Below are 12775 nucleotides of genomic sequence, written 5' to 3'. Positions count from 1 at the left end.
GGGGAGCATGTGCTCCCCCGAGGTAAAACGTTGCAGATGAAGGCGTGAAATCAGCCTTCGATCTCGATCAGGATTTCGCCCGGGTTGACCCGGTCGCCCTTGGCCACGTGAATGGCGGTGACCTTGCCGGCGATAGCCGATTGCACTTCGGTTTCCATCTTCATCGCTTCGGTGATCAATACGGCCTGGCCGGCTTTCACGGTGTCGCCTTCCTTGACCAGCACATCGACGATGTTGCCCGGCATGGTGGTGCTGACGTGGCCTGGGGCCGTGGCTTGCTTGCGCTTGCTGCTGCCACCGCCGACAAATTCGTTGAGCGGTTCGAACACCACTTCTTCCGGCATGCCGTCGATGGACAGGTAGAAGTGACGCTTGCCTTCGGCCTTGACGCCCACCCCGGTGATGTCGACGCGGTAGGTTTCGCCGTGCACGTCGATGACGAACTCGGTCGGCACGCCTTCGCCGCCCGCCGAGGTCACGCCGCCCGCTTCAGGAATCGGCAGCAGCACTTCCGGTGCCAGGGTGCCGGCTTCACGCTCTTCGAGGAACTTGCGCCCGATGTCCGGGAACATGGCGTAGGTCAGCACGTCTTCTTCGGACTTGGCCAGTGCGCCGATTTCGCCGCGCAGCTTGGTCATTTCCGGCTTCAGCAGGTCGGCCGGACGAACGTCGATCACGTCCTCGCTGCCGATTGCCTGGCGACGCAGCTGCTCGTCAACGGCACCCGGCGCCTTGCCGTAACCGCCTTGCAGGTACAGTTTCACCTCGTTGGTGATGGTCTTGTAGCGCTCGCCGGCCAGCACGTTGAAGAACGCCTGGGTGCCAACGATCTGCGAAGTCGGGGTCACCAGCGGTGGGTAGCCGAGGTCATGGCGCACCCGCGGGATTTCCGCCAGCACTTCGCTCATGCGGTTCAGGGCGCCCTGCTCTTTCAACTGGTTGGCCAGGTTGGAAATCATCCCGCCCGGTACCTGGTTGACTTGCACGCGGGTATCGACCGCGGTGAACTCGCTTTCGAACTGGTGGTATTTCTTGCGCACGGCGTAGAAGTACAGGCCGATCTCTTGCAGCAGCTCCAGGTTCAGGCCGGTGTCGAACTCGCTGCCTTTAAGGGCGGCAACCATCGACTCGGTACCTGGGTGGCTGGTGCCCCAGGCGAAGCTGGAGATGGCGGTATCAATGTGCTCGGCACCGTTTTCAATGGCCTTGAGTTGGCACATCGCGGCCAGGCCAGCGGTGTCGTGGCTGTGGATGAACACAGGCAGCGACTGTTCGGCCTTGAGTGCCTTGACCAGTTCGCCCGTGGCGTACGGGGTCAGCAGGCCGGCCATGTCCTTGATTGCCACCGAGTCGCAACCCATGGCTTCCATCTGTTTGGCCTGGGCCACGAACGCTTCGATGGTGTGCACCGGGCTGGTGGTGTAGGCGATGGTGCCCTGGGCGTGCTTGCCGGCGGCTTTCACCGCTTCGATGGCCACGCGCAGGTTACGCACGTCGTTCATTGCATCGAAGATGCGGAACACGTCGATGCCGTTGACGGCGGCCTTGGCGACGAAGGCTTTGACCACGTCGTCGCTGTAATGGCGGTAGCCCAGCAGGTTCTGGCCGCGCAGGAGCATCTGCAGGCGGGTGTTGGGCAAGGCGGCGCGCAGTTTACGCAGGCGCTCCCACGGGTCTTCCTTGAGGAAGCGTACGCAGGCGTCGAATGTCGCGCCGCCCCAGCATTCCAGCGACCAGTAGCCGACTTTGTCGAGCTTGTCGCAGATCGGCAGCATGTCTTCGGTGCGCATGCGGGTAGCAAGCAGCGACTGGTGGGCGTCGCGCAGGATGGTGTCGGTAACGTGGATCTTGGACATTGTTGTATTCCTCACAGGCCTGCGTGGGCGGCGATGGCGGCGGCGATGGCCAGGGCCAGCTCTTCGGGTTTGCGCTTGATCGAGTAGTTGGTCAGTTCCGGGTGGCTTTCAACGAAGCTGGTATTGAACTGGCCGCTACGGAATTCCGGGTTGCGCAGGATTTCCTGATAGTACGCGGCAGTGGTCTTGACCCCCTGCAGGCGCATGTCGTCGAGGGCGCGCAAGCCACGGTCCATGGCCTCTTCCCAGGTCAATGCCCAGACCACCAGTTTCAGGCACATCGAATCGTAGAACGGTGGAATGGTGTAGCCGGTATAGATCGCCGTGTCGGTACGCACGCCGGGACCGCCGGGGGCGTAGTAGCGGGTGATCTTGCCGAAGCTGGGCAGGAAGTTGTTCTTCGGGTCTTCGGCGTTGATACGGAACTGCAACGCGAAACCACGGTGATGAATGTCTTCCTGCTTCACCGACAATGGCAGGCCGGAGGCAATGCGGATCTGCTCACGGACAATGTCGATGCCGGTGATTTCCTCGGTGATGGTGTGTTCCACCTGCACCCGGGTGTTCATCTCCATGAAGTACACCTCGCCCTCGGCGAGCAGGAACTCCACGGTGCCGGCGTTTTCGTAGCCCACGGCCTTGGCTGCGCGCACCGACAGGTCGCCGATGTAGGCGCGCTGTTCCGGGGTCAGTTGTGGGCTGGGGGCGATTTCGATCAGCTTCTGGTTACGGCGCTGGATCGAGCAGTCGCGCTCGAACAGGTGCACCACGTTGCCAAAGCTGTCGCCGAGGATCTGCGCTTCGATGTGCTTGGGATTGACGATGCATTTTTCCAGGAACACTTCCGCCGAACCGAAGGCCTTGGTGGCCTCGGAAATGACGCGCGGGAAGTTCTGTTCCAGTTCTTCACGGCTGTTGCAGCGACGAATACCACGGCCGCCACCACCGGAAGTGGCCTTGAGCATCACCGGGTAGCCGATGCGATCGCCTTCGGTGAGCGCTTCTTCGATACCTGAGACGTTGCCTTCGGTGCCCGGGGTTACGGGCACACCGGCCTTGATCATGCTGCGGCGCGCTTCAGTCTTGTCGCCCATGCGGCGAATGACTTCTGCCGACGGGCCGATGAACTTGATCCCGCGCTCGGCGCAGATATCCGCCAGTTCAGCGTTTTCCGAGAGGAAGCCGTAGCCTGGGTGCAACGCGTCGCAACCGGTTTCCACGGCCAGGTTCACCAGCTTGCGCGGGTTCAGGTAACCGGCCAATGGCTCGGCACCGATGCTGTGGGCCTCATCGGCGCGCTTCACATGCAAGGCATGACGGTCGGCGTCGGAATAAATGGCAACCGAGCGAATGCCCATCTCGGCGCAGGCACGTACGATTCGTACGGCAATTTCACCACGGTTGGCGATCAGGATCTTTGTTATCACTTGGAGTTTCCCTTGAGCCGGTTGCTACCCACGACCCGCTAGACCGGGTCGGCGAGTGACTAAATGTTTCAAGCCAGTCGCAGAGCCACACTATCCCGCGCAAGGGATTAACAAAAATCAATAATTATTGGGCTAGCCATAAGCAAAGACTTATAGTTTAGCGACAGGCCCGCCACAAGAGCACCTACATAATGCGTAAGTCATTGATGCGTATGACATTACGTCAATTGCAGATCTTCAACGAAGTCTGCGATTTACGCTCCTACAGCCGCGCAGCTGAGGAAATGTCACTCACGCAACCGGCAGTTAGCCTACAAATTCGTCAGCTTGAAGAGCTGGTTGGGCAGCCTTTGTTCGATTATGTCGGCAAAAAGCTCTACATGACCGAAGCAGCTGAAGCGTTACAGCGCGCCAGTCGGGATATTTTTGGCCGCCTGGAAAACCTCGATATGCAGCTGTCCGACATGCAGGGCTCGCTGCAAGGACAGCTGAAACTGGCGGTGGAATCCAGCGCCAAATACTTCGTCCCTCACCTGTTCGCTGCCTTCAAGCGCCAGCACCCTGAGGTCAACCTGCAACTGACGGTCGTCAACCGCGGGCAAGTGATCCGACGCCTGTCGGATAACCGCGACGACCTGGTGATCATGTCCATGGTGCCGCAGGACATGGGCCTGGAGTTCCTGCCCTTTCTCAACAACCCGATCGTCGCCGTGGCCCCGCCCGACCACCCGCTGTGCCACATGGGCCCCCTGCGCTTGCAGGACCTTGAACCTTACACCTTGTTGTTGCGCGAGCCTGGCTCCGGGACACGCCTGGCCTGTGAAGAGTATTTCAAGGAGAAGCGCGTGCACTTCAACCAGACCCAGGAGGTCTCGTCGGCCGAGGCCCAGCGCGAATGTGTGGTGGCGGGTCTGGGCGTGGCGCTGTTGACGCGCCACGCCCTGAACCTGGAGTTGGCGACCGGCGGACTCAAGGAGCTGCCGGTCGAAGAGCTGCCGTTGTATCGCAGCTGGTGCCTGGTGCAGGCCAAAGCCAAGCGCCTGTCACCGGTCGCGCATGCGTTCCTGGGTTTTATCCGCAGTGAACGGGTGCAGATCAGCGCGCTGGTTGAGCGCTTCGACGCGAAACTGCCGGGGTCGCTTGCCAGTAATTGAGTTCAAGGCTGTCGGAAAAATCGCCAATCTCGGCGAGAAGCTGCCGGCGCTCACAGCGATCTTCAATTGCGCGGCGGAATGCCATACGGCGTTGATCTTCCTGCTGACGACGGGTTTTGACAGCGCTGTTGCGTTCTTCGTAGGGCTGGGCCATTTCGAGTCTCCCAAGGCGAGTACGGGAGTTTCACGATAGGCCGCGGGGATGACGGTTTGGCGGCGCGCGGGTTACAAAGCGATGAACCTTGCCGAAGGCTGCGATCTTTTGCCCTTGCGGGACCTCAATCGTCCAGCGCTTTCACCGACTTGGGCGACAAGCGCAAGCTGCGCAGGCTGCGCTTGACGCTCTTGAGGTGATTGACCAGGCTCGGGCCACGCGCCATGGCCACGCCCATGGCCAGCACGTCGATCACCACCAGGTGGGCGATACGCGAGGTCAGTGGGGTGTAGATTTCGGTGTCCTCGTGCACATCGATGGCCAGGTTGACCGTCGACAGCTCCGCCAGCGGCGTCTGGCTCGGGCAGAGGGTGATCAGCGAAGCGCCGCTTTCACGCACCAGGTTGGCGGTGATCAGCAGGTCCTTGGAACGCCCCGACTGGGAAATACAGATCGCCACATCGCTGGGCTTGAGCGTCACCGCCGACATCGCCTGCATGTGCGGGTCGGAATAGGCTGCAGCCGTCAGCAGCAAGCGGAAGAATTTATGCTGGGCATCCGCCGCCACCGCGCCAGACGCACCAAAACCGTAGAACTCGACACGCTGGGCCTGGGACATGAGCGTCACAGCCCGCTGCAGTTCGATCGGATCGAGCTTCTCGCGAACTTCCATCAGGGTGTGCAGGGTGGTGTCGAAAATTTTCAGGCTGTAGTCGGCAACCGAATCGTCTTCGTGGATTGCGAACTGGCCGAAGCTTGCACCGGCAGCCAGGCTTTGCGCCAGCTTCAACTTCAGGTCCTGGAAACCGGAGCAACCGATAGCGCGACAGAAGCGCACGATGGTCGGCTCGCTGATGCCCACGCTGTGGGCAAGATCGGCCATGGAACTGTGCATCACTGCCGCGGGGTCAAGCAGCACGTGGTCGGCAACCTTGAGTTCCGATTTGCGTAACAGGTGACGAGACTGGGCGATATGTTGCAACAGGTTCAAAGGGCAGGACTCATTGTTATGGGCGGGCGCCGGGGATGTAGCAAGCTTGTAGTTATACTACAAGAATCCGTTTTTTGCCTGCTCAATCCGTAACTCGATCTCCCTGTTTTGGCTGGGCAGACCTCATGTAGCAGCTTGGGGCGGTTCCGGCAGCGGATCCAGAATTCATTGGCCAGCTCGCAACAAGTCAGCTAAATCCTGCGCCTCCACCGGCCGACTGATCAGATACCCCTGCACCTCATCGCAGTGCTCAGCCTTGAGAAACGCCAGTTGCTCCGGCCGCTCCACCCCTTCGGCCACCACCTTGAGCGACAGGCCATGGGCCATGGCGATGATTGCCCGGGTGATTGCCGCATCGGCACCGCCCTCGCCCAGGCCGCGGATAAACGCCTGGTCGATCTTCACGTAGTCCACCGGAATGCGCTTGAGGTAGCTCAACGAAGAATAGCCGGTGCCAAAGTCGTCGATGGCCAGCTTTACCCCCAGGCCACGCAGCTGCTCGAAGGTGGCGATGATGTGCTCGACGCTATCGAGCAACTGGCTTTCGGTCAGCTCCAGTTCCAGGTAGTGCGGCGCCAGGCCGGTTTCCTCGAGGACCTGGCGCACCAGGCTGACCAGCTTGCCCTGGCGCAGTTGATGCACCGACAAATTCACCGAAACCCGGATCGGCTCGAGCCCCTGCCGCTGCCACTCGCACGCCTGCCAGCAGGCCTGGCGCAGCACGAACTCACCAATCGGGCCGATCAGCCCGGTTTCCTCAGCCAGGCCGATGAACTCAGCCGGCGGCACCCGCCCCATGGTTGGATGGTCCCAGCGCACCAGCGCTTCGGCCGCGTTCAGGCGACCGCTGGCCAGGCACTGCTTGGGCTGGTAATAGACTTTCAGCTGTCGCTCTTCGATGGCCTTGCGCAGCTGGTTTTCCAGGTGCAGGCGCTCAAGGGTGCTGGCCTGCAGGCTATCGGTGTAGAACTGGAAATTATTGCCGCCCAGGTGTTTGGCGTGCTGCATGGCCATGTTCGATTGACTGACCAGCGCGGAAATTTCCCGCGCGTTGTCCGGCAACATGCTGATGCCCATCGAGGCACTGACCACCAGCTCATGCCCATCGATGCTCAGCGGCACCCGCAGTTTGGCCGCCAACCGGGTGGCGACCCGCGCCAGGCTCGACAGGCTGCCATAGGCATCGAACAGCACGGCGAATTCATCACCGGACAAACGGGCGATGGTGTCCGCTTCCGGCAGCGCATTGACCAGGCGCCGGGCCATTTTCTGCAACAACTGGTCGGCCACATCATGGCCCAGGCTGTCGTTCAACAGTTTGAAGCGATCCAGGTTGATGTGCAGCAGCGCCAGGCTGCGACCGCCCTGGCGCACCCGTTGATGGGCGTCCTGCAGACGCTCACGGAACAGCGCACGATTGGCCAGGCCGGTGAGTTCGTCGTAGTGGGTCAGGTAGCGCATGCGCTCTTCGGATTCACGTCGAGCGGAGAGATCGGCGAAGAAGCCCACTATATGGCTCACGATTCCCCGAGAATCGCGCACCACGTTCAGTTGCAGCCATTGCGGGTAGAGCTCGCCGTTCTTGCGCGCCTCCACCAGTTCGCCCTGCCAACTGCCGTTTTGCTCCAGCGCCTGATGAATCGCTGGGTAGTGGCGGCGGGCGTCACGGCTGCAAGGTAGCTCGATCACATTGCGCCCCAGCAGATCCTCGATCTGATAGCCCGTTACCCGGCTAAAAGCCTGATTGACCGCGATCAACGCGTAATTGGGGTCGAAAATCACGATGCCTTCGCTGGCGGCCTCAAACACCGTGGCCGCCAACTGACGCTGCTCCTCCAGACCTTTGCTGGCGCTGATATCGCGCCGCGTGCCCACCATGCGCAGCACCCGACCGTCAGGGCCACGCTCCACCGCCCGGCCGCGGTCTTCGATCCACACCCAGTGCCCGTCACCGTGACGCACGCGGTACTCGATCTGGTAATCCTCGCTGCGCCCCTTCAAATGCGCCACCAGCGCCCGCCGCAGTGGCGGCAAGTCCTTGGGGTGCAGGCGCGGCTTGAGGTGGCTGAGCATCTCGGTGATGAACTCGGGCTCGATGCCGAACAATTCCTTGAGCCGGGTGTGGTGCACTTCGTCGGTTTGCAGATTCCAGTCCCACAAGCCCAGTTCGCTGGCTTTCAACGCCAGCGCCAGGCGCGCTTCGCTTTTGCTCAGGGCCTGGTTGGCGGCGTCCAGTTCGAGGCTGCGTTGCGCCACCCGGCTCTGCAGGCCGACTTGCGCGGCACGCAACTCGGCTTCGGCCTGGCGGCGCTGGTCGATTTCCCGCGCCAGTTCCTGGTTGAGCTGGTCACTCCCGCTTTGCGCCTGCCGCAAATGCTCGATCAGGGCCTGATTCTGGAAGCGGCGCAGCATGCCTCGCCCGATCAGCCGGTTGACCTGCCATGCCACCACACTCAAGGAACCCAGCAAAATCAGGCCGAGCCAGCCCCAGCCTTGCTGCTGTTGATCGCCGTCCCAGAACAGATAGCCGATGGCCGGCAGCAGGCACGGCAACGTAAAGGACAGGAAGGCCGGCAGGCTGACGGCGTAGGCGACACTGGCACTCAGGGTGGCGGCCCCGATCAGGCCAAACACCCAGGCTTGCTGCAGAAAACTGTCGGTGGGTACCAGGGCGATACCGGCTGCGGCCAGGGTCAGGCCACTGAGGGCCGAGCCCAGCAGGAACCTGCGGCGCCAGATCGGCTGCGCCTGGCGACTGGGCATGGCCGAATCGAAGGCCGCCACCTGGATCACCCGCAATGCCACCAGCAACAGCAACCAGACCAGCCAGGCACTGACCTGCACATAACGCTGCGGGTTCCAGAGCAGGCCGGCGCAGACCAGGCCATTGAGCAACATCAGCAAGGTGGGCAGCAGTGAACCCTGGTAGAGCAGGCGCGTGCGCTCGACCGCCATCTCCATGGCGTATTGCTTGCGGATAACCTGGGGCTCCGCGAGGGAGCCTGCCAGGCTGGAGCTGAAGGTCATAGGCGATATTCTTGTTCTTATAGAAGGGGCATACGTGCCCAAAACGTCGACGGAGCATACACAAGCAATCACCCCGACCAAACTGGCGAAAGGGATAAAGCCGACGAAAGCGACTCACTGGCAAAACCGCGCAAAACCGCAGAGCCACGGCCTGTAAGGGCTGCTGCTGCGTGACTGGGCGGTCGCCCGGGGCAACGCTTTCATCGATTAATGCAAAGCTCGGTTTGCCCGGTTTGACGCGGCACCCTAGAATGCCCCGATGCGCGATGACCTCTCCCTTTTGCTGAACTCACTCAACGATGCCCAACGCCAGGCCGTAGCCGCCTCCGTGGGTCGTCAGTTGGTCCTGGCCGGTGCTGGCTCCGGTAAAACCCGTGTGCTGGTGCACCGTATCGCCTGGTTGATCCAGGTCGAAAACGCCTCGCCTCACTCAATCCTGTCGGTGACCTTCACCAACAAGGCTGCTGCCGAGATGCGCCATCGCATCGAGCAGTTGATGGGTATCAACCCGGCCGGCATGTGGGTCGGCACCTTCCACGGCCTGGCACACCGCCTGTTGCGGGCGCACTGGCAGGAAGCCGGCCTGAGCCAGACGTTCCAGATCCTCGACAGCGACGACCAGCAGCGGCTGGTCAAGCGGGTGATCCGTGAACTGGGCCTCGACGAACAACGCTGGCCGGCCCGCCAGGCCCAGTGGTTCATCAATGGCCAGAAAGACGAAGGCCTGCGTCCACAACACATTCAAGCCAGCGGCGACCTGTTCCTGGGCACCATGCGCAGCATCTATGAGGCCTACGAGGCCGCGTGCCTGCGCGCCGGTGTCATCGACTTCTCCGAGTTGCTGCTGCGCGCCCTCGATCTGTGGCGCGACCACCCGGGGTTGCTGGCGCACTACCAAAAACGCTTCCGCCATATCCTGGTGGACGAGTTCCAGGACACCAACGCCGTGCAGTACGCCTGGTTGCGCCTGCTGGCCAAGGGCGGCGACAGCCTGATGGTGGTGGGTGACGACGACCAGTCGATCTACGGCTGGCGTGGGGCGAAAATCGAGAACATCTATCAGTACTCCGACGATTTCCCGGATGCCGAGACCATTCGCCTGGAACAGAACTATCGCTCCACCGCCGGTATCCTCAAGGCGGCGAACGCCCTGATCGCCAACAATACCGGGCGCATGGGCAAAGAGCTGTGGACCGATGGCGGCGAAGGCGAAGCGATCAATCTCTACGCCGCGTTCAATGAACACGATGAAGCCCGCTACGTGGTCGAAACCATCGAAAGCGCGCTGAAAACCGGCTTGGCGCGCAGCGATATCGCGATTTTGTACCGCTCCAACGCCCAATCGCGGGTTCTGGAAGAAGCCCTGCTGCGCGAACGCATCCCGTACCGCATCTATGGCGGCCAGCGCTTCTTCGAACGTGCAGAAATCAAGAACGCCATGGCTTACCTGCGTTTGCTTGAAGGGCGCGGCAACGACGCGGCCCTGGAGCGGGTGATCAACGTTCCTGCCCGTGGCATTGGCGAGAAAACCGTCGAAGCGATCCGCGACCACGCCCGCCACAGCGACGTGTCGATGTGGGAAGCGATGCGCCTGCTGATCGCCAATAAAGGCCTGACCGGTCGCGCTGCCGGCGCCCTCGGCGCGTTCATCGAACTGATCGAGAACCTGGCGGCGAAAACCACCGAAATGCCGCTGCACCTGATGACCCAGACAGTCATCGAGCAGTCGGGGCTGATTGCCTACCACGAAGCGGAAAAAGGCGAGAAAGGCCAGGCCCGGGTCGAAAACCTTGAGGAACTGGTCAGCGCCGCGCGCAACTTCGAAAACAGTGAAGAAGACGAAGAGCTGACACCACTGGCTGCTTTCCTCGGCCATGCCTCCCTGGAGGCTGGCGATACCCAGGCCGACGAGCACGAAGACAGCATTCAGTTGATGACCCTGCACAGCGCCAAGGGCCTGGAGTTCCCCTACGTGTTCCTGGTGGGCATGGAAGAGGGTCTGTTCCCGCACAAGATGAGCCTGGAAGAGCCCGGCCGCCTTGAAGAGGAGCGGCGCCTGGCGTACGTCGGCATTACCCGCGCCATGCAGAACCTGGTGATGACTTATGCTGAAACCCGACGCCTGTATGGCAGCGAGACTTACAACAAGGTCTCGCGTTTCGTACGCGAAGTGCCTAAGGGCCTGATCCAGGAAGTGCGGCTGTCCAATAGCGTCAGCCGGCCGTTCGGCGGTGGCCAGAAGCAGAGTTCGAGCAGCATGTTCGCCGGCACGGAAATTCCGGAAACTGCGTTCAGCCTGGGCCAGCAAGTGCAGCACGCGGTATTCGGCGAAGGGGTGATCCTCAACTTCGAAGGCGCCGGGGCCCAGGCCCGAGTGCAGGTGAACTTCAGCGAAGGCAGCAAGTGGCTGATGCTCGGCTACGCCAAGCTGGAAGCGATCTGACAAGCCCTCCCTGATGGGCAGCCACCCGGCTGTCTATCAGGGAGGTAGACGGGTCGCTCACGGGCAAATTCCATCGGTTATGGCGTTGCGAGATTCAGCAACGCTCCTTCTGAACTTGTCGGCCCATCCCACAGACAAAAGTACATAGGCCTACACAGGCCGGCTGAGCTGAACCCAGCCTGTCAGGCAAAAGCCCGAAACACTCTGCCGCTAGCCAGCAACACTTCACCTGTGCAACATGGCGCGCGTGCCATCCACAAATGGGAATTCCCTTTATGAAACGTTTTCTTAGCATCGCCATGGCGTTGTGCATCGGCCTGACGATGAGCCTGGACGCCAACGCCAAGCGCTTTGGTGGCGGCAAGAGCTCCGGCGCTGCGCCGACTCACCAGACCAGCCAAATGGCTCCTTCTTCTCCTGGCATGGGCGGCGCTGCGGCGACCGCTGGTGCTGCCGGTGCCGCTGGCGCTGCGGCCAAGGCCGGCGGTGCTTCGCGCTGGCTCGGCCCGCTGGCCGGTATCGCCGCTGGCGGCCTGCTGGCCTCCATGTTCATGGGCGACGGCTTCCAGGGCATGCAGATCTTCGACATGCTGATCATGGCGGTCATCGCTTTCGTGATCTTCCGCTTCATCGCCGCTCGTCGCCGCAAGCAGCAGGAGCAACTGGCCCCGGCCGGTCACGCGCCAATGCAGCGTGAAGTGTTCGAGAACAAACCTGCCATGGGTTCGATCTTCGGTGGTTCGGCCGCTCCGGCTGCCGCTCGTCCGGTGATCAACGCTCCGGCCTGGTTCAACGAAGAGCGCTTCATTGAAGCGGCGCGCAACCACTTCCAGTCCCTGCAGCAGCACTGGGACGCCAACGAAATGGACAAGATCGCCGAGTTCGTGACCCCGCAACTGCTGGAGTTCCTCAAGCGCGAACGTGCTGAGCTGGGCGAAGGCTTCCAGTCGACCTACATCGACAACCTCACCGTGCAACTGGACGGCGTGGATGATCGTGCAGACAAGACTATCGCCACCCTGACCTTCAGCGGCGTGTCGAAAACCTCGCGTTTCGACCAGGGCGAAGTGTTCAGCGAAAGCTGGAACATGGAACGTCCGCAAGGCGACAACCAGCCTTGGCTGGTCGCCGGTATCCGCCAGAACGGCTAATACCTCGCGCGGTTCGCATGCAGTAATAAAAACCCCAGCCTCGGCTGGGGTTTTCTATTTCGCGGTTGCATCTATAGCAAGCTACTGTATAAACCGCCCCAACCAAACCGCGCCATTGAGCAAGAGGATCCCGGACGTGGAAGAAATCATCGAACAACTGCGAGAAGCCAACGAACCGGTACCGGTGCCCTTGGAGCTGCCTGACGAAGACCAGCTGGTGGAAATCGAAGAACAACTGTTCATCGACATCCCGTTTGTCTTCAGGGAGTTCCTGCTGAACGTCAGCGACGTGGTCTACGGCAGCCTGGAACCTGTGACTGTCACGGACCCACAATCCCACACCTACCTGCCGGACGTTGCCGCCAACGCCTGGGACGCAGGTGTGGACCGTAGCCTGATCCCTATCTGCCAGGATGGTGACGACTACTACTGCGTCGAAGAGGACGGCACCGTGGTGCTGTGGCAAGCCGAAGACGAGCTGATTGCCGAAGAAACCTGGGAATCGGTATGGCACTGGGCGCGGGACGTCTGGCTGGAAAGCTAAGGCTGCCCCTGACTGCGGTTTTTTAGCC

Annotated in this window: 9 protein-coding genes; 4 read left to right on the top strand and 5 right to left on the bottom strand. The window is 61.5% G+C overall.

Annotated elements, in window-relative coordinates:
• Positions 1–50: 50 nt before the first annotated feature.
• On the bottom strand, positions 51–1856 hold the full coding sequence (gene oadA / locus H7995_RS19510) for a sodium-extruding oxaloacetate decarboxylase subunit alpha (protein ID WP_166588802.1): 1806 nt from the start codon (positions 1854–1856) through the stop codon (positions 51–53).
• Positions 1857–1867: 11 nt separating this feature from the next.
• Positions 1868–3283, bottom strand: coding sequence for an acetyl-CoA carboxylase biotin carboxylase subunit (locus H7995_RS19505; RefSeq protein ID WP_166588803.1), 1416 nt, complete (start codon positions 3281–3283; stop codon positions 1868–1870).
• Between the two features lie 191 nt (positions 3284–3474).
• Here H7995_RS19505 and H7995_RS19500 point away from each other — a divergent pair, with 191 nt between their 5' ends.
• Positions 3475–4437: a LysR family transcriptional regulator gene (locus tag H7995_RS19500; RefSeq protein ID WP_166588804.1), complete on the top strand. Its 963-nt coding sequence runs from the start codon at positions 3475–3477 to the stop codon at positions 4435–4437.
• Here H7995_RS19500 and H7995_RS19495 read toward each other — a convergent pair.
• From H7995_RS19495 to H7995_RS19485, 3 genes are all read right to left on the bottom strand, one after another.
• Positions 4379–4591, bottom strand: a complete 213-nt coding sequence (locus tag H7995_RS19495) for a PA3496 family putative envelope integrity protein (RefSeq protein ID WP_166588805.1) — start codon at positions 4589–4591, stop codon at positions 4379–4381. The genes H7995_RS19500 and H7995_RS19495 overlap by 59 nt on opposite strands.
• 124 nt (positions 4592–4715) lie before the next feature.
• Positions 4716–5582, bottom strand: a complete 867-nt coding sequence (gene hexR, locus H7995_RS19490) for a transcriptional regulator HexR (protein WP_095164987.1) — start codon at positions 5580–5582, stop codon at positions 4716–4718.
• 165 nt (positions 5583–5747) lie between these two features.
• Entirely contained in the window at positions 5748–8609 is a 2862-nt protein-coding gene (locus H7995_RS19485) for a GGDEF domain-containing phosphodiesterase (RefSeq protein ID WP_185818748.1), read from the bottom strand.
• Positions 8610–8868: 259 nt separating this feature from the next.
• On the opposite strand from H7995_RS19485, the gene uvrD reads away from it, so the two are divergent.
• From uvrD to H7995_RS19470, 3 genes are all read left to right on the top strand, one after another.
• Positions 8869–11052, top strand: coding sequence for a DNA helicase II (gene uvrD, locus H7995_RS19480; RefSeq protein WP_182342893.1), 2184 nt, complete (start codon positions 8869–8871; stop codon positions 11050–11052).
• A gap of 275 nt (positions 11053–11327) precedes the next feature.
• Complete coding sequence (locus tag H7995_RS19475; protein ID WP_166588808.1) at positions 11328–12203, top strand: Tim44 domain-containing protein; 876 nt, start codon at positions 11328–11330, stop codon at positions 12201–12203.
• Positions 12204–12339: 136 nt separating this feature from the next.
• Positions 12340–12747 carry an SMI1/KNR4 family protein gene (locus tag H7995_RS19470; protein ID WP_166588809.1) on the top strand — a complete coding sequence of 136 codons (408 nt, stop codon included), beginning with the start codon at positions 12340–12342 and terminating at the stop codon, positions 12745–12747.
• The last annotated feature ends 28 nt before the right edge of the window (positions 12748–12775 follow it).

It is taken from the genome of Pseudomonas kielensis (genome assembly GCF_014236655.1).
Classification (GTDB): Bacteria; Pseudomonadota; Gammaproteobacteria; order Pseudomonadales; family Pseudomonadaceae; genus Aquipseudomonas; species Aquipseudomonas kielensis.
This window is presented reverse-complemented; position numbering and strand designations above follow the sequence as displayed.

Coding starts and splice junctions, on each gene's coding strand:
- oadA (WP_166588802.1), bottom strand. CDS start 1,856: ATGTCCAAGATCCACGTTACCGACACCATCCTGCGCGACGCCCACCAG.
- H7995_RS19500 (WP_166588804.1), top strand. CDS start 3,475: ATGCGTAAGTCATTGATGCGTATGACATTACGTCAATTGCAGATCTTC.
- H7995_RS19495 (WP_166588805.1), bottom strand. CDS start 4,591: ATGGCCCAGCCCTACGAAGAACGCAACAGCGCTGTCAAAACCCGTCGT.
- H7995_RS19485 (WP_185818748.1), bottom strand. CDS start 8,609: ATGACCTTCAGCTCCAGCCTGGCAGGCTCCCTCGCGGAGCCCCAGGTT.
- uvrD (WP_182342893.1), top strand. CDS start 8,869: ATGCGCGATGACCTCTCCCTTTTGCTGAACTCACTCAACGATGCCCAA.
- H7995_RS19475 (WP_166588808.1), top strand. CDS start 11,328: ATGAAACGTTTTCTTAGCATCGCCATGGCGTTGTGCATCGGCCTGACG.